Source organism: Pseudonocardia xinjiangensis, from assembly GCF_012911925.1.
In the GTDB taxonomy this organism is placed as follows: Bacteria; Actinomycetota; Actinomycetes; order Mycobacteriales; family Pseudonocardiaceae; genus Pseudonocardia; species Pseudonocardia xinjiangensis.
The window spans coordinates 1-23,237 of record NZ_JAAXKY010000097.1; the positions used below are offsets into that span (position 1 = coordinate 1).

General features: G+C 72.9%; 22 protein-coding genes. 15 read left to right on the plus strand and 7 right to left on the minus strand.

Translation table 11 applies throughout. The features are described from left to right. Positions 1 to 249: 249 nt before the first annotated feature. The 7 genes from HF577_RS24855 (at position 250) to HF577_RS24885 (ending at position 5,060) form a co-directional block, all read left to right on the plus strand. Positions 250 to 393, plus strand: coding sequence for a hypothetical protein (locus HF577_RS24855; RefSeq protein WP_169398364.1), 144 nt, complete (start codon positions 250 to 252; stop codon positions 391 to 393). A 119-nt stretch (positions 394 to 512) separates the two neighbouring features. Beyond that, positions 513 to 1,610, plus strand: coding sequence for an ABC transporter substrate-binding protein (locus HF577_RS24860; protein WP_169398365.1), 1,098 nt, complete (start codon positions 513 to 515; stop codon positions 1,608 to 1,610). Beyond that, positions 1,607 to 2,395 (plus strand): ABC transporter ATP-binding protein, encoded by a 789-nt coding sequence (locus tag HF577_RS24865; protein WP_169398366.1) that lies wholly within the window; start codon positions 1,607 to 1,609, stop codon positions 2,393 to 2,395. The genes HF577_RS24860 and HF577_RS24865 overlap by 4 nt, the downstream gene beginning before the upstream one ends. Further along, on the plus strand, positions 2,382 to 3,272 hold the full coding sequence (locus HF577_RS24870; protein WP_169398367.1) for an ABC transporter permease: 891 nt from the start codon (positions 2,382 to 2,384) through the stop codon (positions 3,270 to 3,272). Before HF577_RS24865 ends, HF577_RS24870 begins: the two co-directional genes overlap by 14 nt. 136 nt (positions 3,273 to 3,408) lie before the next feature. Continuing rightward, positions 3,409 to 3,555 (plus strand): hypothetical protein, encoded by a 147-nt coding sequence (locus tag HF577_RS24875; protein WP_169398368.1) that lies wholly within the window; start codon positions 3,409 to 3,411, stop codon positions 3,553 to 3,555. Next, positions 3,555 to 4,709 (plus strand): YeiH family protein, encoded by a 1,155-nt coding sequence (locus HF577_RS24880; RefSeq protein ID WP_169398369.1) that lies wholly within the window; start codon positions 3,555 to 3,557, stop codon positions 4,707 to 4,709. Before HF577_RS24875 ends, HF577_RS24880 begins: the two co-directional genes overlap by 1 nt. A 135-nt stretch (positions 4,710 to 4,844) precedes the next feature. Next, entirely contained in the window at positions 4,845 to 5,060 is a 216-nt protein-coding gene (locus tag HF577_RS24885) for a hypothetical protein (protein WP_169398370.1), read from the plus strand. Between the two features lie 36 nt (positions 5,061 to 5,096). Here the strand turns inward: HF577_RS24885 and HF577_RS24890 are convergent, their stop codons facing one another. The 4 genes from HF577_RS24890 to HF577_RS24905 form a co-directional block, all read right to left on the minus strand. Then, entirely contained in the window at positions 5,097 to 7,652 is a 2,556-nt protein-coding gene (locus HF577_RS24890; RefSeq protein WP_169398371.1) for a polynucleotide kinase-phosphatase, read from the minus strand. Next, the gene (locus tag HF577_RS24895) at positions 7,649 to 9,070 is read right to left on the minus strand and encodes a 3' terminal RNA ribose 2'-O-methyltransferase Hen1 (protein ID WP_312859365.1); all 1,422 of its coding nucleotides are present in this window, start codon (positions 9,068 to 9,070) and stop codon (positions 7,649 to 7,651) included. Before HF577_RS24895 ends, HF577_RS24890 begins: the two co-directional genes overlap by 4 nt. 123 nt (positions 9,071 to 9,193) lie before the next feature. Next, entirely contained in the window at positions 9,194 to 11,116 is a 1,923-nt protein-coding gene (locus HF577_RS24900) for an FAD/NAD(P)-binding protein (RefSeq protein ID WP_211174791.1), read from the minus strand. A 153-nt stretch (positions 11,117 to 11,269) separates the two neighbouring features. After that, positions 11,270 to 12,061, minus strand: a complete 792-nt coding sequence (locus HF577_RS24905; protein ID WP_169398372.1) for an N-formylglutamate amidohydrolase — start codon at positions 12,059 to 12,061, stop codon at positions 11,270 to 11,272. Positions 12,062 to 12,254: 193 nt separating this feature from the next. Between HF577_RS24905 and HF577_RS24910 the strand changes: the two genes are divergently transcribed. Further along, positions 12,255 to 13,370 carry an LLM class flavin-dependent oxidoreductase gene (locus HF577_RS24910; protein ID WP_169398373.1) on the plus strand — a complete coding sequence of 372 codons (1,116 nt, stop codon included), beginning with the start codon at positions 12,255 to 12,257 and terminating at the stop codon, positions 13,368 to 13,370. 26 nt (positions 13,371 to 13,396) lie between these two features. Here HF577_RS24910 and HF577_RS24915 read toward each other — a convergent pair whose 3' ends face one another. Continuing rightward, positions 13,397 to 13,798: a PaaI family thioesterase gene (locus tag HF577_RS24915; protein WP_169398374.1), complete on the minus strand. Its 402-nt coding sequence runs from the start codon at positions 13,796 to 13,798 to the stop codon at positions 13,397 to 13,399. Positions 13,799 to 13,885: 87 nt separating this feature from the next. Here HF577_RS24915 and HF577_RS24920 point away from each other — a divergent pair, with 87 nt between their 5' ends. From HF577_RS24920 to HF577_RS24930, 3 genes are all read left to right on the plus strand, one after another. After that, entirely contained in the window at positions 13,886 to 14,683 is a 798-nt protein-coding gene (locus HF577_RS24920) for a helix-turn-helix domain-containing protein (RefSeq protein ID WP_169398375.1), read from the plus strand. Between the two features lie 63 nt (positions 14,684 to 14,746). After that, on the plus strand, positions 14,747 to 16,678 hold the full coding sequence (locus HF577_RS24925) for an ABC transporter ATP-binding protein (RefSeq protein ID WP_169398376.1): 1,932 nt from the start codon (positions 14,747 to 14,749) through the stop codon (positions 16,676 to 16,678). After that, complete coding sequence (locus tag HF577_RS24930) at positions 16,675 to 17,442, plus strand: enoyl-CoA hydratase-related protein (RefSeq protein ID WP_169398377.1); 768 nt, start codon at positions 16,675 to 16,677, stop codon at positions 17,440 to 17,442. Before HF577_RS24925 ends, HF577_RS24930 begins: the two co-directional genes overlap by 4 nt. Positions 17,443 to 17,448: 6 nt before the next feature. On the opposite strand, the gene HF577_RS24935 is transcribed toward HF577_RS24930, so the two are convergent. Further along, the gene (locus HF577_RS24935) at positions 17,449 to 18,048 is read right to left on the minus strand and encodes a TIGR03086 family metal-binding protein (RefSeq protein ID WP_169398378.1); all 600 of its coding nucleotides are present in this window, start codon (positions 18,046 to 18,048) and stop codon (positions 17,449 to 17,451) included. Between the two features lie 86 nt (positions 18,049 to 18,134). Here HF577_RS24935 and HF577_RS24940 point away from each other — a divergent pair, with 86 nt between their 5' ends. Continuing rightward, complete coding sequence (locus HF577_RS24940) at positions 18,135 to 18,974, plus strand: NAD-dependent protein deacetylase (RefSeq protein WP_169398379.1); 840 nt, start codon at positions 18,135 to 18,137, stop codon at positions 18,972 to 18,974. 143 nt (positions 18,975 to 19,117) lie between these two features. Next, positions 19,118 to 20,344, plus strand: a complete 1,227-nt coding sequence (locus HF577_RS24945; protein ID WP_169398380.1) for an extracellular catalytic domain type 1 short-chain-length polyhydroxyalkanoate depolymerase — start codon at positions 19,118 to 19,120, stop codon at positions 20,342 to 20,344. A gap of 258 nt (positions 20,345 to 20,602) precedes the next feature. Here the strand turns inward: HF577_RS24945 and HF577_RS24950 are convergent, their stop codons facing one another. Next, positions 20,603 to 20,854 carry a hypothetical protein gene (locus HF577_RS24950; protein WP_169398363.1) on the minus strand — a complete coding sequence of 84 codons (252 nt, stop codon included), beginning with the start codon at positions 20,852 to 20,854 and terminating at the stop codon, positions 20,603 to 20,605. On the opposite strand from HF577_RS24950, the gene HF577_RS24955 reads away from it, so the two are divergent. Both HF577_RS24955 and mdcA read left to right on the plus strand, forming a co-directional pair. After that, entirely contained in the window at positions 20,844 to 21,563 is a 720-nt protein-coding gene (locus HF577_RS24955) for an alpha/beta fold hydrolase (protein ID WP_211174792.1), read from the plus strand. The genes HF577_RS24950 and HF577_RS24955 overlap by 11 nt on opposite strands. A gap of 10 nt (positions 21,564 to 21,573) precedes the next feature. Continuing rightward, positions 21,574 to 23,235, plus strand: coding sequence for a malonate decarboxylase subunit alpha (gene mdcA, locus HF577_RS24960; RefSeq protein WP_169398381.1), 1,662 nt, complete (start codon positions 21,574 to 21,576; stop codon positions 23,233 to 23,235). Positions 23,236 to 23,237: the final 2 nt, after the last annotated feature.

Sequence of the window (23,237 nt, forward strand, 5' to 3'; positions counted from 1 at the left end):
GCCCCCGGCCCGCGCACGAGCCGTCCCCCAGCCCTACCGCTGCACACCATGGAGCCGTACTGCTGCTGGGACGCGCCTCAGACCGCACTTTGGCTCCGAAGTGCGCCCGCGGTGTGGATGTCCGGGCATCCTGCGCTCGCCCATCCGGCGTATCGCCCGGCCGGGGAGGTGGTGTCCGTACATTTCGTGCGGTTCCCGCCTCTCGGACGCCTGGTTGTCCTCCCCCCGGACGGGACGCACGATGGTGCAGTGACGTCGACGCAGGTGTGCCCGCAGGGCCCCACCGTGTCCCGACGTGCCGACCTCGCCTCGATGTCGGGGTTCCTGGTCACCGATCTCGAGAGGTTCTGGCCGTCCCGCCGCGGCCACGCCTTCGACGAGTTCTGTCGCTGACCTCCCGCATCGCCCGCTGATCCGCCGCCGCGCCTCCGCGCGCGCCATCAGCACCGTGCGCTCCGCCTGCCCGGGCATTCCCGGCCGGGCACGCCCCACCCAGAACAGGACTCCATCCGATGCCCCGGCTCCGCACCCCCGCCCTGATACCGGCCGTGATCACGGCCGTGATCGCCCTGCTCACCGCCACTGCGTGCTCGCGCGCCGAACCGGCGCCCACCGACAACGCCGCGCCCGTCAACGGCGGCAAGGCGACGGAGCTGCGGCTCGGGTACTTCCCGAACGTCACGCACGCGCCGGCGATCATCGGCGTGGAGCAGGGACTGTTCAAGGCCGAGCTGGGCGGCACCACCCTGACGCCGCAGACCTTCAACGCTGGCGGCGACGCCGTCAACGCGCTGCTCGGCGGCTCGCTCGACGCCACCTACATCGGCTCCGGACCGGCGATCAACGCCTTCGCGAAGTCCGACGGCCAGGTGCGCGTGATCGCCGGTGCCACCGCGGGCGGCGCCCAGCTCGTCGTGAAGCCCGACATCACCGATCCGCAGCAGCTCAAGGGCAAGACGATCGCCACCCCGCAGCTGGGCAACACCCAGGACATCGCGCTGAAGGTGTGGCTGAAGAAGAACGGGCTCACCGCGGGTGACGGCCCGCAGGACGTCAAGATCGCCAACCTCGACAACCCGCGCACCCTCGACGCGTTCCGCCAGGGCAGCGTCGACGGCGGCTGGCTCCCGGAGCCGTGGAGCTCCCAGCTCGTCCTCAACGCCGGCGCGAAGGTGCTGCTCGACGAACGCAGCCTCTGGCCGAACGGCCGCTTCCCCACCACCGTGCTGCTCGTGCGGGCCGACTTCCTGCAGAAGTACCCGGAGACCGTCCGCGAGCTGCTGCGGGCACACATCAAGGCGATCGACCTGGCCCAGACCGATCCGGCCCAGGCCAAGACCATCGTCAACCAGGGTCTGCAGAAGCTCACCGGCAGCGCGCTCCCCGGGCCCGTGATCGACCGTGCCTTCGAGAACATCACGCTCGACCCCGACCCGCTCGCCTCGACGTTCCCGCATCTCGCGCAGGACAGCGCCACGGCAGGGATCACCGAGAAGCCGACCGACCTGGCGGGCTTCCTCGACGTCGCGCCGCTGAACGCCGAACTCCAGGCCGCCGGGAAGCCGCCCGTGGACGCCGCAGGACTCGACAAGCCCGGAGGCAACTCATGACCGCCACCCTCGACCGTCACGTCGGCACCCAGCACCGCGCCGCCGTCGACCTGCAGGGCGTCGGCAAGGTCTTCGGCCGAGGCACCTCGGCCGTCACCGCGCTGACCGAGGTGGACCTGCGGGTGCAGCCGGGCGAGTTCGTGGTGCTGCTCGGGGCGTCGGGCTGCGGCAAGACCACGCTCCTCAACCTCGTCGCCGGGCTCGACCAGCCGACGGCCGGCGCCGTGACGGTGGACAGCGGCCGTCCCGCTGTGATGTTCCAGGAACCCGCCCTCCTGCCGTGGCTGGACGCCGGTCGCAACGTCGAGCTCCCGCTGCGGCTGGCCGGGGTCGGCCGTGCCGCCCGCCGCGCCCGTGCCGCCGAGCTGCTGGACCTCGTCCGGCTGGGCGGCCTGGCGCGCAAGCGGCCCCACGAGCTGTCCGGCGGCATGCGGCAGCGCGTCGCGCTGGCCCGCGCGCTGGCCGCCACGTCGAGCGGGACCGACGCCGAGGGCGGCCTCCTGCTGATGGACGAGCCGTTCGCCGCGCTGGACGCCATCACGCGCGACTTCCTGCAGGGCGAGCTGCAGCGGATCTGGCAGGCCACCGGGGCCGCGGTGCTGTTCGTGACCCACGACGTCCGCGAGGCCGTCCGGCTCGGGCAGCGAGTCGTGCTGCTGTCGTCGCGGCCGGGCACCGTCGTGCGCGAGTGGGACCTCGCCGCCGCCGGGACCGACCGGGAGGAGCTCTCCGAGGAGATCACCGGCAGGCTCCGGGAGGTGATCTCCACACATGCCCGTGCCTGAGGTCGTCTCCGACACGCAGTCCGCCGACACCGCCGCGGTCGGGGCGGGCCTCGACGCTCTCGACACGCCCACCGAGGCGCGCAAGCCCGTGCTGCGCCGGGTGCTGGCCACCTGGCTGCCGCCGCTGATCGCGCTCGTCCTGTTCATCAGCGTGTGGCAGGCCGTGTGGGCCTCGGCGATCTATCCGGAGTACCAGCTGCCCGCCCCGCTCGCGGTGTGGCAGGAGTTCGCCGGCACGGTCGTCGACGGCAGCATCTGGGGGATCGTCTGGGTGTCGCTGCACCGTGCGGTGCTCGGGTTCCTCACCTCGGTGGTGGTCGCAACGCCGCTCGGGCTGCTCGTCGCGAAGGTCCCCGTGGTGCGGGCCGCGATCGGGCCGCTGCTGGCGGGCATGCAGAGCCTGCCGTCCGTGGCGTGGGTGCCGGCGGCCGTGCTGTGGTTCGGGCTGACCGACACCACCATCTACTTCGTGGTGCTGCTCGGCGCCATCCCGTCGATCGCCAACGGGCTGGTGTCGGGCATCGACCAGGTCCCGCCGATCCTGCCGCGCGTCGGGCAGGTCATGGGGGCAGGCCGGATCGACTCGGCGCGGCTGATCCTGCTGCCCGCCGCGCTGCCGGGCTACATCGCGGGCTGCAAGCAGGGCTGGGCCTTCTCCTGGCGTTCCCTGATGGCGGCGGAGATCATCGCGACGTCCCCGCAGCTGGGGATCGGGCTCGGCGCGTACCTCAAGCAGGGCAGCGACTTCAACAGCATGCCTGGCGTCATCGCCGCGATCTTCCTGATCCTGCTGGTCGGCGTCGGGGTCGAGCTACTGGCGTTCCGGCCGCTGGAGCGTCGCGTGCTGCGCGCCCGCGGCCTGGCGACGGCACCCTGATGGCCGCGCCCGCGCTCGCCAGGCGACGGCACGTCGACTACTGCCGCGTCCCCAGCACGGGCTGTCCCGCCTGATCGACGTTCCCCCGGTGGCGCGTGGCGCGCCGGGACCTCGATCGGACGACAGGACGAGAGCCATGAGTACCGCCGAACCCCACGACGACCCGACGGTCGGCGGTGCCCGCCGCACCGCCCTGAACGAGGACTGGGCCGCGACGATCGTCGGCCTGCTGCTGCTCGCGCTCGTGCTCACGGGCCTGGTGCCCGGCTGGCTGGTGCCCTGATGAGCAGCGCACCGGACACCGGAGACATCGGCTCCGAGACCGCCGAGGCGCCCGCACAGGACGCCGGAACCTCCCCGTCAGCGGGACGGGCTGTCGGCGGCGTCGTCGCCGTCCTCGTGCTGGGCGGCCTCGCCCGCTACCTGGAACAGACCGTCCCGGACGCCACCGACGGCACCGCCTTCGGCGAGATCGCCGCGGCCATCGAGTACCCCGTGTACGCGATCGTGCTGGGCCTGCTGGGCAACGTCGTGCTCACGCAGCTGGGCCTGCGCGACCGGCTGGCCGCCGGGTTCCGCACCGAGTTCTTCATCAAGACCGGGCTCGTGCTGCTCGGCGCATCCATCAACTTCGCCGTGATCGTCAGTGCCACGGGCCCCGCGATCGTCCAGGCGGTCGTGCTGATCACCGTGGTCTTCGCGTTCACGTGGTGGCTCGGCGGCCGGCTGGGCCTGGACGACAAGCTCCGCGCGCTGCTCGCCTCGGCCGTGTCGATCTGCGGGGTGAGCGCCGCGATCGCGGCGGCAGGCGCCGTGCAGGCCCGGAAGGAGCAGCTGGCCTACACCGCCAGCATGGTGATCATCTTCGCCCTGCCGTCGATCTTCCTGCTGCCGGCCGCGGTCGACGCGCTGGGGCTCGACCAGGCCGTCGGTGGGGCGTGGGTCGGCGGCAACATCGACACCACAGCGGCGGTCACTGCCGCCGGGGCGATCGTGGGCGAGGAGGCGCTGCAGATCGCCACGATCGTCAAGACCACGCAGAACGCGCTGCTGGGCGTCGTCGCCGTCGCGCTGACGGCGTACTTCACCCTGCGCGTGGAGCGCAGGGCGGTCTCCGCCCGGCCGAAGGCCCGCGAGCTGTGGGAGCGGTTCCCGAAGTTCGTGCTCGGTTTCCTCGCCGCGTCGATCATCGCGACGATCTACATCGGCGCGGTCGGCTCGGCCGACGCCAGGCCGTACATCACGATCGTCAACGACCTGCGGACGCTGTTCCTCATCCTGGCGTTCGTCTCCATCGGGCTGGAGTTCCGCGTCGCGCCGCTGCGCGAGGCCGGCTGGCGCCCGGTCGGGGTGTTCGCGAGCGCCACCGTGGTGAACCTGGCCGTCGGCCTGGGACTCGCCGTTCTGCTCTTCTCCGGCTTCTCCGCTGCGACATAGGCGGAACCGGTGACCCCCTATCCCGGCTCGACGCTCACGAGGCGACGCGACCGGGACCTGTGCCACCACGCGAGCGCGCTCTGTCGGACGCACCGCCGACCCGGTCCGTCCGACACCCACCTCCTGGAGGTACCCATGTCCACCCCCACCCGCGAGTCCATCCGCCGGACCATCGCCGACCGCATGCTCGACTCGCTCGAGGACCTGGTGCGCAGGCACCGCGCTCTCGCGCTGGACGAGCAGCCCGCCGGGGAGCAGGTCGACCTGCACGCCGAGCTCATCGCCGCCGAGGTGGCGCACGAGCTGGCCGTGGTCCGCAGCGCCCTGCACCGCCACCCGCCGTTGGGCTGAGGCGCCGCCCCGGCCGCCCGTCCCGGGTGGCCGTGGCTACAGCCGCGGGTCCACCGGCTCCGACTCCAGCGCGAGCACCGCGAAGACGCACTCGTGCACGCGCCACAGCGGTTCCCCCGCTGCCAGCCGCTCGAGCGCCTCCAGGCCCAGCGCGTACTCGCGGAGCGCGAGGGCCCGCTTGACGCCCAGGCCGCGCCCGCGCAGCCGCTCGAGGTTGGCGGGTGCCGCGTACTCGGGGCCGTAGATGAGACGCAGGTACTCCGGCCCCCGCACCTTCACCCCCGGCTGCACCAGGCGACGGCCCTCGCGGGTGAGGTTGGCCAGCGGCTTGACGACCATGCCCTCGCCGCCCGCGCCGGTCAGGTCCTCCCACCACGTGGTGCCCGCGGCCACCGAGGCCTCGTCGGTGGTGTCGACCACCAGGGAGGCGGTCCGGCGGAAGAGCTCCGTCCCGGCCTCGTGGAGGCGGTCGGCCACGGCGAGGTGCCAGTCGTGGGCGCGGGTGTGGAACGTCGCGCCCTCGGCGGCGAGCACCTGGAACGGGGCCAGCTGCACGCCCGCCAGCCCGTCGGTGGGCCAGCAGTACCGCCGGTACGCCTCGCGGAACGCCGTGGCACCGGCGGCACGGGCGGTCATCCCGGCCATCAGGTCCGCCACGTCGATCCCGCGCGCCGCGGCGGCCGCGAGTGCCGCGCCGGACGCCGACAGCGCGGCCCCGGCCGCCGCGCCGACCGCGGCGTACTGGTCGCGGATGAGGCCACCCGCCTTCGCGCTCCACGGCAGCAGTTCGGCGTCGAGCAGCAGCCACCCGGTGTCCAGCTCGTCCCAGAGCCCGGCCGCGGTGACCGCGGCCAGGACGCGCTCCAGCAGCTGTGCCGTCAGCGCGGGCGGGAAGAACGGGCGTCCCGTGCGCGTCACCACCGTGCCGGGCCCGGGCATCCCGAAGCGCTGCGCGCCGACGGCATCGTCGCGGCAGACCAGCACGACCGCCCGCGAACCCATGTGCTTCTCCTCGCACACGACGAGCGGGACGCCGGCGGCGCGGAACCCGGCGAACGCCTCCGCGGGGTGCTCCAACAGCCCGTCGCGGGTGGACGTGGCCGTCGGCGCCATGGTCGGCGGCAGGTAGAGCAGCCACCGCGGGTCCACCGCGAACCGGCTCATCACCTCGAGCGCGGCCGCCGCCTGCTCCGCGCGCACGGTGATCGTGCCGTGGTGCGCGGTGGCGATCATGCGCTTGCCGGTGACGTCGGCGATGTCGAGCACGTCGGGCGCCCGGGCCGGGGCCCGCGCGGCGGGGGGCGGGGCGAGCGGGCGCTTCGGCTCGTACCAGACCTGCTGCGCCACGACGGCCACGACCTCGCGCTCCGGGTAGCGCAGCGCCGTGAGCTTCCCCCCGAACACCACGCCGGTGTCGAGGCACATCGTCCCGTTGACCCACTCCACCTGCGGGGTGGGCGTGTGCCCGTACAGGACGGTCGCCGCGCCGCGGTAGTCGTTGGCCCACGGGTAGCGCACCGGCAGGCCGTACTCGTCGGTCTCGCCCGTGGTGTCGCCGTAGAGCGCGAGGCTGCGCACGCGTCCGGACGCGCGGCGGTGGAAGCGTTCCGGAAGCCCGGCGTGCGCGACGACGAGCCGTCCACCGTCGAGGACGTAGTGCGAGACGAGCCCGTCGCAGAACTCCCGCACGGCGGCGCGGAACTCCTCGCTCTGCCCGGACAGCTGGGACAGGGACTCGGCGAGCCCGTGGGTGACCTGCACCGTGCGGCCCGACAGCGCCCGCACCAGCTTCTGCTCGTGGTTGCCGCACACGCACAGCGCGTCTCCCCCGGCGACCATCCCCATGACCAGCCGCAGCACCCCGGGGGTGTCCGGGCCGCGGTCCACCAGGTCGCCCACGAACACCGCGCGCCGCCCGGCCGGGTGGTGCGCTCCGACCGCGCGCCCCTCCTCGTCGCGGACGAGGTCGTAGCCCAGGGTGGTGAGCAGGTCCTCCAGCTCCCCGCGGCACCCGTGCACGTCACCGATCACGTCGAACGGGCCCGTCTCGGTACGGCGGTCGTTGAGCAGCGGCTCGATCTCGATCCGCGCGGCGTCGACCTCCTCCACCGAACGCAGCACGTGCACCCGGCGGAACCCCTCCTTCGCCAGTGCCCGCAGCGACCGGTGCAGCTCGCCACGCTGGCGCCGGATCACGTGCGGGCCGAAGGTGCGGTCGGTCCGGGCCTCGTTGCGCTGCCGGCAGACCGCCTCCGGCACGTCCAGGACTATGGCGACCGGCAGCACGTCGTGCTCACGCGCCAGCGCCACCAGCGGCACGCGGGCCTCCCGCTGCACGCTGGTGGCGTCGACGACGGTGATCCGGCCGGCCGCCAGCCGCTTGCCCGCCACGACGTGCAGCGCCTCGAACGCGGCCGTGGTGGCCGACTGGTCGTTCTCGTCGTCGGCGACCATCGCGCGGAAGGCGTCGCTGGAGAGCACCTGCGTCGGCGCGAAGTGGGTGCGGGCGAAGGTCGACTTCCCCGAGCCGGACGCGCCGACGAGCACGACCAGCGCCATGTCGGGGATGCGCAGCACACGCGGCTCACTCATCGCCCGCCCTCCGGTGCCTGCTCCCGCTCGAAGACGGCAAGCTGGGTGGGAGGGCCGACGTCCGGGTCGTCCGGGCCGACGGGTCGGAACCCGACCGTGTAGCCGTGCCGGGCGGCCACCGCCTCGGACCACTCGCGGAACTGCGCCCTCGTCCATTCGAAACGGTGGTCGGAGTGGCGCATCCGGCCCGCTTCCAGGCTGTCGAAGCGCACGTTGTGCTCGACGTTGGGGGTGGTCACCACCACCGCGGCAGGCCGCGCCGCGGCGAACACGGCGTGCTCCAGCGCGGGCAGCCTGCTCTCGTCGACGTGCTCGATCACCTCCATCAGGACGGCGGCGTCGTAGCCGGCCAGCGTCTGATCGGTGTAGGTGAGCGCCGACTGCCGCAGCGTGATCCGCTCCCGCTGCCGCTCGGCCATCCGGTCGAGCTGCAGGGCGCGGGCCGCAGCCTCGATGGCGCTCGCCGACACGTCGATGCCGACGATCTCGGTGAGCTCCCGGTCGGCGATCAGCTCCCGCAGCAGCGCGCCGTTGCCGCAGCCGAGGTCGAGGACCCGGCGCGCGCCCAGCTCCTTGAGCACGCCGAGCACGCTGTGCCTGCGCTGCACCGCCAGTGGCTCCGGCCGCTCGGGCACCGCCGTGACCACCGGCTCGGCGAGCGCGTCGTCGAGCTCGGCCACGTCGGTGTCGTCGGCGTCGGCGAGGCGCTCCAGCGCCGTGCGCACGTAGGGGCGCTGGTGGGCGAGGTACCGCCGGCTGATCAGCGTGCGCTCCGGGTGGGCGGCGAGCCAGCCCGCGCCGGCCCGCAGGAGCTTGTCGACCTCGTCCTGGCCCACCCAGTAGTGCTTGCTGCCGTCGAGCACCGGCAGCAGGACGTAGAGGTGGCTCAGGGCGTCGGCCAGGCGCATCTCCCCGGTCAGCGTCGTGTCGAGGTAGCGCGAGTCGCCCCACCCGGGGAACTGCGGGTCCAGCGGCACCGGGTCGGCCACCACCCGCCAGCCCAGCGGCGTGAACAGGCGCTCGACCAGCTCACGGCCGTCGCGGCAGGGCAGCGTCGGGATGCGGACCGACAGCGGGATCAGCCGGGCCGCCAGCTCGGGGCGCGCCGCGCAGCGGCCCTTCATCGCCGAGGAGAACACGGAGCCGAGCGCCACAGCGAGCAGCGAGCCCGCCACGTACGGCCGGTCGTTCACGTACTGGCCCAGCGTGAACCCGGTGGTCGCGCCACCCTTCACGAGCGCGACCGGGTCGACGTCCAGCAGCAGGGCCGCGGTGCATTCCTCCTGGTCCGCCCGCGGGTAGAACACGTGCGCCGTACCGGCCGCCACCGGGAACGCCTGGGCCCGGTCCGGGTGCTTGTGCAGCAGGTACCCGAGGTCGGTGGCCGGCTCCGCGGTGGTGGTCAACATCAGCAACACGGAGGAAGCCTGTCAGACGACCTGCCGGGGCCGGTCCGGCGTTGCAGCAAAGCCACTTTGCGGCAACGAGGTTGCATGAAAGTGGCTTTGCTGCAATGGGGGCAGTGCTCCCGAGCGGAGTGCTCAGGCGGCGGAGGCGGATTCCCGCGCCACGGGCAGGCTGCGCAGCACCGCGCGGGCCACGGCGTCGTTGTAGCGCAGGCTCTGGGCGTTCATCCCCGGGCGCGTGAACGCACCGGCCACCTTCACCGCGGTGTGCGGGCCGACGGCGAAGCGGCGCGGGTGCACCGTGCCGGAGGCGTCGACCAGCGCGCCGTCGGACGGGCGCACGCGGATGAGCCCCGTGTTGCGCAGGACGGTGCCGTCGTCGTCGACGATGACGGCCTCACCCGCGGCACCGCTGCGCATCAGGCTCGCGAGCAGCGGGTCCTCGGTGCGGGCGGCGCTGGCGTCGGGCAGCCGGGCGTCCACCAGCGCGGTGGCCGTGACGGGCGGCGCGCCCTCCAGCGTCGCGCTGCCCGCGCGGAACGTGCCGTCGGCGACGTCCACCCACATCCCGGCCCCGAGGAACTCGACGAACCCCGCCCGGGACAGCGCGAGCAGCTGGCGCACCCGGAACCCGGGCGGCCCGCTGGCGACGGCGTTGAAGAAGCTCTGCCACCAGCGCACGTCGAACGCCTGCGACCGGGCGGAGAGCGTGCCCGCCCCGATGAGCCTGCCCAGCGACCCGTACACCGAGAGCATCGCGACGAACGCCCCCAGGTGCGGGGTGTGTGCCGGGTCGACGTGCTGGCGCAGGTCCTCGGCGATCCGCTCCCGCACCAGGGGCTGCAGCGCGGCGAGGTCCGGGGCGTGCACGCCGTCGAGCGGGCGGTCCAGTGCGGTGAAGTCGATGCGGTCGAGGGTGTCGGGCACCGCTGCGGTGATCAGCTCGGCCATGGCCGGGGTGTCCCAGCCGAGCTCGGAGTACCGGGCGGCGAACTCGTCCCAGTGCAGCCGGACGCGGTCCGGGTGGCCGAGGAACAGCTCGTGGTACCAGCCCCAGGCGATCTCCTTGGCCATGAGCGGCCACACCTGCGCCCGCAGCTCGACGGGCTCACCCGCGGCGATCAGCCGGTCGACCTCGGCCGGCCCGAAGAACCGCGGCAGCGGCGGGCGTCCGCCGCGCAGCTCGTAGTGGGGCTTGGAGTGGTAGGGCGCGCCTCGCGGCGAGCCCACGACCAGGTGCGGTTCGGCGCCCGACGGGACGTAGCGCAGGGTGTCCCCGTCCGCGTCGACCGGCTCGAACCGGCCGCCGCGACCCTCGAACAGCAGCACCACGAGGTCGATGAACGCGAGCCCCATGCCGCGCACGATCGCCGTCTGTCCCGGCCGGATCACCGAGAGGTCGGTGTCGGTGGTCTGCTCCGGCGGCAGGTAGAGCAGCCCGAGCTCGGCCGCCCGGTCGACGAGGGCGAGCTCCTCCGCGGTGGGCGTCGCGTCGAGATGCCCGGAGGCGAGCACCACCGTGTCGACGCGCAACGGCGGGCCGTCCTCCAGGAACACGGTCTGGGTCGGCCCGTCCTCGGCGAGCCCGACGGCCCGGGTGCGGTGGACGTGCACCCGCACCCCCGGCGGCATCCCGGCGATCACCTCGTCCAGCACCCAGCCCAGGTACGCGCTCTGCAGGCGCCTGCTGGGAAAGGTCGAGGCAGTGACGGCGCGCAGCTCGGCGCCCAGCTCGGGCCCCAGCTGGTCGGGGTCACCGTGGGCCTGCAGCTCCTGCGCCCAGTCCCAGAACGAGGGGCCCGGCCGGATCGGCCCCTCGCAGACGACGGAGTCGTCGGTGTACATGGTGACGTCGGCGGCCATCGAGTTCATGGCCAGCAGCGGCGACTGGTCGTGGCGCCAGATCCGGCCGGCGCCCGCCGGGTAGGGGTCGATCAGGTGCACGTCGAGACCGGTTCCGACGCCTCCCGACAGCAGTTCCGGAGCGCTCGCGCCGAGCCGCTCTAGTATCCCGGCGCCGCGCGGCCCGGCACCGACGATCGCGATCGCGGAGGTCAAGGGGTTCCTCTCGGCAGGCGGACGTGGACAGTCCGTGCCTCAGACGGCGGTGCTGGTGCGGCACAGATCCACATGCCAGCGCCGCACCAGCCGCAACCCCATCACTCGACAGTAGGTCGGCGTGCCGTCACGGGCCAGTGATGCGGACGCAACTCACGTGCCTTTCCCGCAGTGCGCGCTGACCGCGTCGACCAGGGCGGCGAGCGAGGCGGCCACCCGGTCTGCGCCTGCGGTGAGGGCTCCCGCCGGTTCCACCAGGTACCCGTCCCGGCGGATCTCGATCATGATGGAGAGCACCCGCAGGTCCGTGCCGTGGTGGGCGAGCGGGACGTAGGTGCCCGCGAACGGTGAGTCGAGCCCCACGGTCCCGATCGGCGCGAACGCCGTCCCGGCCGCCGCGACGAGCCACTCCGGGGTGTGCACGGCGTCGGTGCCGAGGCAGACGGCGGGCCGGGGACCGGCGGCGTGCAGCTCGTAGGGCAGCGGCACCGACGGGTAGGAGTGCACGTCCAGCAGCACGGCGCGGCCGGTGGCGGCGAGCCGGTCGTCGACGGCGTCGCGCACCGCGGTGGCCCACGGGGTGTAGAACGCGTCCAGCAGGGCGTGGCGGTGCCCGGGGTCGTCGACGCGGAGCCGCTGCCCGTGCGTGCCCCGCGTGTAGACCGCGGCCATGCCGACCGCCGCCATCTCCTCCCGCTCGTCGGGGAACCGCTCCGGGTCGACGACGAGCCGGGACACTCGGTTGACCAGCGTCCACGGCCGCACCCGGGCACGGTCCGCGGCAGCCGTGGCGATGCGGTCGGTGTGGTGGTCGGTCAACGCCGCCTGCTCGGCCGCCAGCTCGTCGTCGTCGACCACCAGGTGCGGGCGCGTCCACGCCGGGACCTCGGTGCCGGCGTGCGGGACGTGCAGCAGCACGGGACTTCGGCCGTCACCTGGGAGCACCCGCCCATCCTTCCCGAATGTGACCGGCCCGATGTCCGGTTGACGGCCTCAGCGCCCGGTGCTGGAGTGGAGGACGTGACCGTCCGGGTTCCCCTGGTGACGCGACCGCACATCGACCTCGGCCGGGTGTGGTCCGCGGCGTGTCCGGGCTCCTGAGCCCCAGCCCCGCACCCACCTCCTGGAAGGACCCATCATGCCCGTCGAGTTCCTCGGCATCGGCGCCACCAACAACGGCTCGGAGACCGATCCGCGCACCGGTCCCGCGTTCGACAAGGAGTACACGCTCGCCCTCGCCCGGGCCCACGAGGAGACCGGATGGGACCGGGTGCTCACCGCCTACGGCTCCGGCAGCCCCGACCCGGCACAGGCCGCGGCGCTCATCGCGACCCACACCGAGCGGCTGCAGCTGTTGCTGGCCCACCGGCCGAACGTCTCCTACCCCACCTTCGCCGCGAAGACCGTCGCCACGCTCGACCAGATCAGCGACGGACGGCTCACCCTGCACGTGATCACCGGCGGCAACGACCACGAGCAGCAGCGCGAGGGCGACACCCTGCCCAAGGACCGCCGCTACGACCGCACCCGCGAGGCCATCCAGATCTTCAAGAAGGCCTGGACGTCGCGCGAGCCGTTCGACTTCCACGGCGAGCACTACGACTTCAGCGACTTCGTGCTGGACGTCGAGCCCGCGCAGAAGCCGCGCCCGCGCATCTCCTTCGGCGGGTCCTCAGCCGCCGCGTACAAGGTCGGGGCGGAGGAGGCCGACATCTACGCGCTGTGGGGCGAGCCGCTCGCCGGCACCGCCGAACAGATCGCCACGATCACCGAGCTCGCCCGTGCGGCCGGGCGGCCGGCGCCGACGTTCCAGGTGGCGTTCCGCCCCATCCTCGGCCGCACCGAGGAGGAGGCCTGGGAGAAGGCCTACGCCACGGTGGCCCGCATCCAGGACCGGACGAAGGGCGGCACGTCGCAGCTCACCCGCCGCCACAAGCTCACCGACCCCGAGAACGCCGGTTCCCAGCGGCTGCTGGAGGTGGCCGCGCAGGGTGAGCGCTTCGACCGTGCACTGTGGACGGTCACCGCGAAGGCCACCGGCGGGGCGGGCAACTCCACCGCGCTGGTGGGCACCCCGGAGACGGTGGCCGCCGCCCTGCTGGACTACTACGACCTCGGCGTCCGCATCCTGTCCGCCCGCGGCTACGACCTGCTCGAGGACGCCAAGGAGTTCGGCCGCGAGGTGATCCCGCTCGTGCGCGCCGAGGTGGCGCGGCGCGATGCGGAGCAGGCCCGCACCGCCGTTCCCGCCTGACGCAGACAGGGGCGGCGTGGCGCAGCTCAGCGCAGTACCGCCTGGGTCTGCGTCACCCGCGCGATGCGCTTTCCGGCCGCGTCGCGCAGCTCGGTGTCGATGACGAGCGTGCTGCGCCCCGCGTGCAGCACGCTCGCCACGGCGTCGACGTGCCCGGACGTCACGGGGCGCAGGAAGTTCGTCGCCGAGGTCACGGTGGCCGTTCCCGTCGCGCCGTCGGGAAGGTTGAGGAACGCGCACCAGCCACCGGCGGCGTCGGCCAGCGCCATCAGCGCCCCGCCGTGCAGCAGGCCACCGGACGTGCACCGGGTGCCGTCCCAGTCCAGGCGCAGCGCCACCTCGTCCGGTCCGGCCCGCAGCGCGGTGGCGCCGAGCACGGCGGTGAAGGGCATCGCGCGGTGCATCTGCGTGGTGAGGTCGTCGGTCACAGGAGGCACCCTGCAGCCCCGCCGTGCTGCCGGTCCATTACCTGCGGGGTCATCGATCAGGCGCGCCGGGCCGGTTAGCGTCCGGTCATGACCGCCGCCACCGCCGCCGGAACCGCGTTCGGATCGCTGCTGCGCGACTGGCGTCAGCGCCGCCGGCTGACACAGCTCGACCTCGGCCTGCGGGCCGAGGTGTCCGCCCGGCACCTGAGCTTCCTGGAGACCGGCCGGTCGAAGCCGAGCCGGGAGATGGTGCTGCACCTGTCCGAGGAGCTGGACGTGCCGTTGCGAGCCCGCAACGAGCTGATGATGGCGGCCGGGTTCGCCCCGGCCTACACCCAGCACGGCCTCGACGACGCCGAGCTGGGCGAGGTGCAGCGCTCGTTGCGCCGGATCCTCGACGGCCAGGAGCCCTATCCTGCGGTCCTCGTCGACGGCTCGTGGAACCTGCTCGCGGCGAACCGGGCGGTCGCGCTGCTCACCGACCTCGTCGACCCCGAACTGCTCGCGCCCCCCGCCAACGTCCTGCGGGTGAGCCTGCACCCGCGCGGGCTGGCCCCACACGTCGTCGACCTGGAGGAGTACGCCGCCCATCTGGTGTCCCGGCTGCGCCGGCAGGCGGAGCGATCGGCGACCACGGGGCTGCGCGCACTGCTGGGCGAGCTCGTCGGGTACTGCCGGGACGCCGGGCTCGATCCGGCAGCGCAGCCCCGCGACCGGATCCTGCTGCCGCTGCGGCTGCGGCACCCGGACCAGGAGCTCACGCTCTTCTCGACGGTGGCGGTGCTCGGCGCGCCGCTCGACGTGACGCTGGAGGAGGTGGCCATCGAGAGCTTCTTCCCCGCCGACGACGCCACGGCCACCTACCTGCGGGAGCGGTTCGCCTGATCCCTCCCGAACTGTCGGGGCCGTGGTGGACCATGAAGGTCCGGGGTGTGACGGGGGGACCGCGTGGGTGAGAAGCCGGGGCCTGCCCCGTTGATCGGGGTCGACGACATCGGCACACCCGCGTGGGCGCGGGGCTACGAGTCGGCGGCGAACGCCGGCCTGCTGGCGGTGGCCCGCACCGCACCGCGCACGGCGCTGCTGGCCGCACGCTGGGCATGGCAGACATCGCCGCAGCTCACGTTCGCCACCGGCGTTCTGCAGTTGCTCGCGGGCATGGTCACGGCGTTCGGGCTGCTCGCCACGGCCGACGTGTTCACCCGGCTTCTGGAGCAGGGTCCCACCCCGGACCGCGTGGTGGCCGCGCTGCCCGCACTCGCCGTCGTGGTGGCGGCGTCCGCGGGCCGTGGCCTGCTGGACGCCGCCGTCGCCGCGCTGACGGGCGCGCTCGTGCCACGCGTGGAGCAGCGGGCTCAGGACCTGCTGCACGCCGCCGTGATCGAGGTCGAGCTGGTGGCCTTCGACGATCCGGACTTCGCCGAGCTCGTCGAGCGGGCCACGACCCACGGCCCGGACCGGGTGCGGTCGGTCGTCCGGGACACCGGCAACCTCCTCGCCTCTCTGGTGTCGGTCACGGCGGCCGTCGCCACGGCGGGGCTGCTGCACCCGCTGCTGGCGCCCGTGGTGCTGCTGGCCGTGCTGCCGCAGGGATGGGCGTCGATCCGGTCGGCGCGGCTCATGTTCGACTCCTTCGTGCGCCTGAACTCGCGGCGCAGGCGCCTCGGGGTGACCAGCGGTCTGATCACCGGGCGGGACGAGGCCGCCGAGGTGCGCGCGTTCACCACCCAGGAGGTGCTGCTGCGTGAGCACCGGCGCATCTCGGACGAGATCACGCGTGACGGCGTCCGCCTCGAGCGCGACCAGACCGTGGTGCAGCTCGTCGGCCGGACGCTGTCGGGCATCGGCACCGCGCTGGCCTACGTCGTGCTCGCACTGCTGATCTATCTCGGGATGCTGGACCTGGCGCTGGCCGGCGCGGCGGCGCTGGCCATGCGCACCGCGGCGCGGTCGGTCACCACCACGATCTACCAGACCAACCGCATCTACGAGGCAACCTTCTTCCTCGACCTCTACCGCAGCGCGCTCGCCGACGCCGCCACCCGCCGCCGGGTCCCGCCGGTCGCCGAGCTGCGCGGCGACCCCGAGGTGATCACGCTGGCCGGGGCCTCGTTCCGCTACCCGGGGCAGGACGAGGACGCCCTCCTCGACATCGACGTCACGGTGTACCGCGGCGAGGTCGTGGCGCTGGTGGGCGAGAACGGCTCCGGCAAGTCCACCCTGGCGAAGCTGATCACCGGGCTGTACCTGCCCACCGCGGGCAGCGTCACCTGGGACGGCGTCGACACGGCCGCTGTCGACGCCGGTGCGCTGCACGCCCGGGTGGCGGTCGTGATGCAGGACCCGGTGCACTGGCCGATGACGGCCGAGAACAACGTGCGCATCGGACGGCTGGAGCGGGCCGACCCGGACTCCGTACGGCTGGACGCCGCCGCCCGGCTCTCGGGCGCCGACACCGTGGTCGCCGACCTCCCCCAGGGCTGGGCCACGGTGCTCTCCAGGTTGTTCCAGACCGGACGCGACCTGTCGGGCGGGCAGTGGCAGCGGTTGTCGGTGGCCAGGGGGTTGTACCGCGACGCACCGGTGGTGGTGGCGGACGAGCCGACGGCCGCCCTCGACGCGCGGGCCGAGCACGCCGTCTTCGCCACCCTCCATGGGCGCACCGGGGGCGGGGCCCAGCGCATCACGGTGCTCGTCACGCACCGGCTGGCCAACGTCCGCCACGCCGACCGGATCCTCGTGCTGGAGCGGGGCAGGCTGATCGAGCACGGCCGCCACGAGGAGCTGATGGCGCTGCGCGGCACCTACCACGAGCTGTTCACGCTCCAGGCCCGCGCGTACGGCGAGTCGGCGGGTGAGCCGGATACGGTCCCCGCATGACCGACGAGCTGGTGCACCTCGACGTCGCGGCGGGCGTCGCAACGATCACCCTGGACTCCCCCGCCAACCGCAACGCGCTGTCGGCGCAGCTGCGCGGGGAGCTACTGGGTCACCTCACCGCCGCGATCGAGGACGACGGCGTGCGGGTGATCGTGCTCAGCCACACCGGACGTGTCTTCTGCTCGGGGATGGACCTCAAGGAGTCGCGCGGCGCCGGGGCGCAGGACCAGGGTGTCGGTGAGTTCCCCGCCATCCTGGAGAAGATCTGGGCCTCCCCCACCCCCGTCATCGCGCGGGTGGCGGGGCCGGCCCGGGCAGGCGGGGTCGGGCTGGTGGCGGCCTGCGACATCGCCGTGGCCGCCGAGACGGCCACGTTCGCGTTCAGCGAGGTCCGGATCGGCGTCGTCCCGGCGGTCATCTCCGTCACCGTGCTGCCGCGCCTGCTGCCGCGGGCGGCGCACGAGCTGTTCCTCACCGGCGAGACGTTCGACGCCATCCGTGCCGAGCGGATCGGGCTGGTGAACAGCGCCGTGCCCGGCTTCGACCTCGACACGGAGGTGCACCGCTACACCGAGGCGTTGCGGATGGGCGCGCCGGGCGCACTGGCCGCCACCAAGGCGATGCTCCGCAGCGAGCGGCCGGCCGCGATCAGCGAGCAGTTCGCCGAGATGCAGGAGCTCTCGGCGCGCCACTTCGCCGGCAAGGAGGGCCAGGAGGGTATGCAGGCCTTCGCGGAGAAGCGCGCACCGTCCTGGGCGCAGTAGCGCCTCTCAGGCGCTCGGCGGGGTCCAGCGCGGGTCGCGGCCCGACGCGGCGAGCGCGCGCTCGAACGCCGGAGCGCCGGCCGGCACGTCCACCGCGGCGCCGAACCAGCCCCCGTCCCGTCCCATCTGCGCGATCGACTCCACGCCCTCCAGCACCACCTGGGCAAGGGCGGGCGGCACCTGGAGCGGCTGCCCGGTCGCGACGGCCAGGTCCCAGGCGTGCACGGCGAACTCCGCCGTCATGATCGAGCCGATCACCGCGGCGGGCATCGGCGAGCCGCCCATCTGCGACTCGCCCTCCCAGGCCGCCGGGGTGGCCCACGCCTGTGCCGCGGCCGCAGCCTGCTCCTCGCACGCCTGCGCCCACCCGCTGTCGGGAAGCCCGCGCAGGAACGGGGTGCGGTCGGCGCCCGTCCAGGACGGGTCCCAGGCCTGCCGGGCGCCCGAGCGGTGGGCGAGCAGGAATCCGAAGGCGAGGTGGTTGACCACGTCCCGGACGGCGAAGTCGGAGCACGGGGAGGGGTCGTCGTACCGGGCCGGGTCGGCGCCCCGGATCACGGCGACGGCGAGGTCGATGCTCCTGCTCAGGTGGTCTGCGTTGTCCATGCCGGTGAATCTGCCGGGCGGGCGGGCGTCCGTATTGCACGAACGCGACACCGCGGCCCGTTCCGCCTCGTGGTTAGCCTGGTCACGTGGACGTTCTGGAGGACGAGGCGCTCGACCGCGCGCTCGGCGTGCTCGCCCGCAGGCCGCTCGTGGCGCTGACCGGCGCCGGGCTCTCCACCGACTCCGGCATCCCCGACTACCGCGGCCCCGGCTCCCCGCGCCGCACCCCGATGACCTACCAGGAGTTCGTCTCGGGCGAGCCTGCGCAGCGCCGCTACTGGGCCCGCAGCCACGTCGGCTGGGCCCGGATGGCGCACGCCGAGCCCAACGCCGGGCACCGGGCGATCGCCGAGCTGGAACGCGTGGGCGCCCTGCACGGCCTCGTCACGCAGAACGTGGACGGGCTGCACCACGCCGCCGGGAGCCGTGCGGTGATCGACCTGCACGGCCGGATCGCCGACGTGGTCTGTCTCGGGTGTGGCGCGCGCACTCCCCGCGACGAGCTCCAGGGCCGGCTCGCGGCGCTGAACCCCGGCTTCGTCGAGGCGGCCGGAGCAGCCGTCGAGGCCGCCCCCGACGGTGACGCGGCGCTCGAGGCCACCGACGGCTTCCGGCTCGCCACGTGCGACGGGTGCGGCGGCGTCCTCAAGCCGGACGTGGTCTTCTTCGGCGAGAACGTCCCGCGGGAGCGGGTGGCCCGGGCCTACGCCATGGTCGACGCCGCGGGCGCGCTGCTCGTCGCGGGCAGCTCGCTCACGGTGATGTCCGGGCTGCGCTTCGTCCGGCACGCGCACAAGATCGGCGTGCCCGTTGTGATCGTCAACCGCGGCCGCACCCGGGGTGACGAGTTCGCCGAGGCGCTGGTGGACGGCGGCTGCTCGGACGTGCTCCCGGTGATCGCCGCGACCGCGGCGAACGCCGCCTGACCCAGGCCCCGTCCGTCCCCCGCAGGTGTGGGAGGACACCAGCGTGATCGTTGTGACTGTGGGTGCACACCACCTCCCTTCCTGTGACGCCGGTCCGCACCATCGTCACGACCGGGTAACGGTGCCCGGACAGGGAGGCTGACATGCGGCGGACCGGATTACTGATCGCGATCGTGGTGACGATCACCGCGATCCTGGGCGGGCTCGGCGTGGTCGGCGCACCGCCGGCGCAGGCCGCGACGCTGACCCAGGTGAGCAACTTCGGCAGCAACCCCGGAGCGCTGGCGATGTACGCCTACCGGCCCGCAGGCGCCACCTCCGGCCGACCGGTCGTCGTGGCACTGCACGGCTGCACCCAGAACGCGGCCGGCTACGCCGCAGGCTCGGGCTGGACCGAGCTCGCCGACCGCTGGGGCTTCACCGTCGTCTTCCCGCAGCAGCCGACCGCGAACAACCAGACCTCGTGCTTCAACTGGTTCCAGGCCGGTGACGTCACCCGCGGCCAGGGCGAGGCGGCGTCGATCGCCGCGATGGTGGCCTACACCCGCTCGACCTGGGGCGCCGGACGGGCCTACGTCTCCGGGCTGTCCGCGGGCGGCGCGATGAGCGCGGCGATGCTCGCCGCCTACCCCGACGTCTTCACCGCGGGGGCGATCATCGCCGGTATCCCGGTGGGCTGCGCCACCGACACCGTCACTGCCTTCAGCTGCATGAACACCCCGCCCACCCGCACGCCGGCCCAGTGGGCGTCCGCGGTGCGGGCCAAGGCACCCAGCGGGACGACGGACTGGCCCGAGGTGTCGATCTGGCACGGCGACGCCGACTTCACCGTGCGTCCCGGCAACGCGACCGGCAGCCGGGACCAGTGGACGGCGGTGCACGGAGTGGCCCAGACCCCGACCGCGACGTCGTCGCTCCCCGGTGGCACCACGCGCGCGGTCTACGCGTCGTCCGACGGCGTGGCCCGGGTGACCACCTACACGATCGCCGGCATGGGTCACGCCACCCCCAACGACCCCGGCACCGGAGCGCAGCAGTGCGGGCAGGCCGGCGCCTACTTCGCCGACACCCTGTGCTCCAGCTGGTACGACGCGGTGGCCTGGGGGTTGGACGGCGGCTCCGGCGGTACTCCCCCGACGACGACCACGCCGACCACGCCCCCGACCAGCACGCCCCCCACGACCGGGCCGTCGCTCGGGTGCTGGACCGCGTCCAACTACGCCCACACCCAGGCCGGCCGGGCCACCCAGTCCGGCGGCCGGGCCTACGCCGTGGGCTCCGGCACCGACCTCGGGCTGTGGAACACCTTCGTGACCACCAGCCTCCGGGAGACCAGCGCCGGCTACTACACGAACGTGCCTGCCTGCTGAGACGCTGCCGGCCGCGCGGCCCGGCTCACATACAGGCGATGTGCTGGGCCCCCCGTCACGCAGGGGCCCAGCACCGCCAGTTGTGGGCATCGATTACTGCGCCTCGCCGAGTGCCTACTCCAACAAATCTCGTCGCCACATCAGACACTCACATCGACGATCTTCGACTCAACCGCGCCGGCCCCGTGGACGTCAGGTGGGCGCATGGCAGCCAGCTGGTAGAGCATTTACCCACCAGCGCCGATGACGCGTCCGGTTTTACCCGTGAAGGTAATTCACGACCGCAGGTTCCTCGGGTAACGAACCAGATCGGACGTCGAAAATGTCCCAATTCTCCCGTCGCACGAGCCGCGCCACCGCCTTTGCCGCCATCTTCTTCGCCGGGTTCGCGCTACTCGGCGCGTGCGCCGGCTCCCAGGCACCGGCGGCCGCGCCGACGGCACAGGAGTCCAGTTCATCGATGGCGGCCACCGCGCCTGCGGCGTCACCGTCCACCGGCGTGAAGCCCACCGTCGTGCTGGTGCACGGGGCGTGGGCCGACGCGTCGAGCTGGGACGGGGAAGTCTCCGCACTGCGCAAGCAGGGCTACGACGTCCGGGCCATCGCCAACCCCCTGGAGAACCTCACCACCGACGCCGAGTACGTCAAGAGCTTTCTCTCGACGCTGAGCGGGCCGATCGTGCTGGCCGGCCATTCCTATGGTGGAGCGGTGATCACCAACGCCGCAGTGGACAACCCGAACATCAAGGCGCTGGTCTACATCGACGCCGCCGCTCCGGACGTCGGCGAGACCAACGGCTCGCTGAGCGGCGCGGATTCGGTTCTCAAGACGAATCCCGATGGAAAGCTCTTCGACAAGGTCCCGTACCCGGGCGCACCGGCAGGCGCCGTCGACCTCTACCTCAAGCAGGACATCTTCGTGCACAACTTCGGCAGCGACCTCCCGCCGGACCTGGCCACGCAGTTGTGGGCGACCCAGCGCGCCGCGTCGACGAGTGCCTTCGACACGCCCTCGAAGTACGCGGCATGGAAGACGATCCCGTCGTGGTACTTCATCAGCAGCGGCGACCAGATCATCACGCCCACCTCCGAGAAGGCCATGGCCCAGCGGGCCCACTCACACGTCACCCTCTTCGACGGCGGGTCGCATCTGACCCTGATCTCCCACCCCGACGCAGTGACCGCTGTCATCCAGCAGGCCATCGACTCGGTGCGCTGACGCGATCGCCATGGCGACGACATCATCCAGACCGCAGAAGCGGTGGGACACGCGCCGCACCGCCAAGGCCGAACGCCTGCGAACCGGCGCCGCGCACTGCGACGGCAAGGTGGTCGAACGGGGCCGGCTGAAGGATCTGCTGCAGAACGTCGTCCGACCTGGCGACCGGGTGGCTCTCGAGGGAGACAACCAGAAGCAGGCCGACTACCTGTCGCGCACGCTTGCGGACTGCGATCCCGAGCGGATCAACAAGCTGCACATGCTCATCTCGTCGGTGTCCCGCTCCGAACACCTCGACCTGTTCGAACGCGGCATCGCCACCAAGCTGGACCTGGCCTATGCGGGTCCCCAGAGCGTCCGGATCGCGCAGCTGGTCGACGACGGCACCGTGCAGATCGGCGCCATCCACACCTATGTCGAGCTGTACGCCAGGATGTTCGTCGACCTGCCCCCGGACGTCGTGCTGCTGTGTGCCGACAAGGCCGACCGCGACGGCAACCTGTACACCGGCGCGAACACCGAGGACACCCCGACGATCGCCGAGGCCGGGGCATTCCACGACGGCGTGGTGATCGTCCAGGCGAACGAGATCGTCGGCTCCGAAGAGCTTCCGCGGGTGGACATCCCGGGCAGTTGGGTCGACTACGTCGTCGCCGCGGACCGTCCGTTCTTCCTCGAGCCGCTGTTCACCCGCGACCCTCGGCACATCGGTGACGTCGAGATCCTCAAGGCCATGATCGCCATCCGGGGCGTCTACGAGCGTCACGAGGTGGTCTCGCTCAATCACGGCATCGGTTTCGACACGGCCGCGATCGAACTGCTGCTACCGACGTATGGCGAACAACTCGGCCTCAGGGGCCGGATCGCGAAGCACTGGGTGCTGAACCCGCACCCCACCATGATCCCCGCGATCGAGTCCGGGTGGGTCGAGTCGATCTACAGCTTCGGTGGGGAGTCCGGCATGAACCGGTACGCCGCCGCGCGCCCGGACGTGTTCTTCAACGGCGCCGACGGCTCGTTGCGCTCGAACCGGGTGCTCGGTCAACTGGCGGGCCAGTACGCCGTCGACATGTTCATCGGATCGTCGCTGCAGATCGACGGGGACGCGAACTCCTCGACCGTCACGGACGGGCGGCTGTCCGGCTTCGGCGGCGCTCCGAACATGGGTCACGATCCACACGGCCGTCGGCACTCCACGCCTGCCTGGCTGGAACTCGCCCGCGGGGAGGGCGCAAGCAGACGGGGTCGCAAACTGGTGGTTGCGCTGGCCCCGACCTTCCGGGCCGGAGGAGTACCCACCTTCGTGGAAACGCTCGACGCGGTCGACGTCGGCAAGCAGGCCGGCATGCCGCTGCCGCCGGTGATGATCTACGGCGACGACGTCTCCCACGTGGTCACCGAGGAAGGCGTCGCGTACCTGTACAAAGCGCATTCCCTGGCCGACCGGCGGGACGCGCTGGCCGCGATCGCCGGCGTCACCCCGGTCGGACGTCGTGCCGACGCGCGGCGCACGGAGGCGCTGCGCCGCGACGGTCTCGTCGCCTTCCCCGAAGATCTCGAGGTCGAGACCCGGCTGGCCAACCGCTCGCTGCTCGCCGCGCGCAGCATCGAGGACCTGGTCGCCTGGTCCGGTGGGCTCTACGAACCTCCGTCCCAGTTCAGGGACTGGTGATC

Bases quoted from the DNA above. Each gene is read 5' to 3' on its own strand.
- HF577_RS24890 (WP_169398371.1), bottom strand. From the start codon at position 7,652: ATGAGTGAGCCGCGTGTGCTGCGCATCCCCGACATGGCGCTGGTCGTG.
- HF577_RS24930 (WP_169398377.1), top strand. From the start codon at position 16,675: ATGACCGACGAGCTGGTGCACCTCGACGTCGCGGCGGGCGTCGCAACG.
- HF577_RS24945 (WP_169398380.1), top strand. From the start codon at position 19,118: ATGCGGCGGACCGGATTACTGATCGCGATCGTGGTGACGATCACCGCG.
- HF577_RS24865 (WP_169398366.1), top strand. From the start codon at position 1,607: ATGACCGCCACCCTCGACCGTCACGTCGGCACCCAGCACCGCGCCGCC.
- mdcA (WP_169398381.1), top strand. From the start codon at position 21,574: ATGGCGACGACATCATCCAGACCGCAGAAGCGGTGGGACACGCGCCGC.
- HF577_RS24910 (WP_169398373.1), top strand. From the start codon at position 12,255: ATGCCCGTCGAGTTCCTCGGCATCGGCGCCACCAACAACGGCTCGGAG.
- HF577_RS24885 (WP_169398370.1), top strand. From the start codon at position 4,845: ATGTCCACCCCCACCCGCGAGTCCATCCGCCGGACCATCGCCGACCGC.
- HF577_RS24870 (WP_169398367.1), top strand. From the start codon at position 2,382: ATGCCCGTGCCTGAGGTCGTCTCCGACACGCAGTCCGCCGACACCGCC.
- HF577_RS24920 (WP_169398375.1), top strand. From the start codon at position 13,886: ATGACCGCCGCCACCGCCGCCGGAACCGCGTTCGGATCGCTGCTGCGC.
- HF577_RS24860 (WP_169398365.1), top strand. From the start codon at position 513: ATGCCCCGGCTCCGCACCCCCGCCCTGATACCGGCCGTGATCACGGCC.
- HF577_RS24875 (WP_169398368.1), top strand. From the start codon at position 3,409: ATGAGTACCGCCGAACCCCACGACGACCCGACGGTCGGCGGTGCCCGC.
- HF577_RS24880 (WP_169398369.1), top strand. From the start codon at position 3,555: ATGAGCAGCGCACCGGACACCGGAGACATCGGCTCCGAGACCGCCGAG.
- HF577_RS24935 (WP_169398378.1), bottom strand. From the start codon at position 18,048: ATGGACAACGCAGACCACCTGAGCAGGAGCATCGACCTCGCCGTCGCC.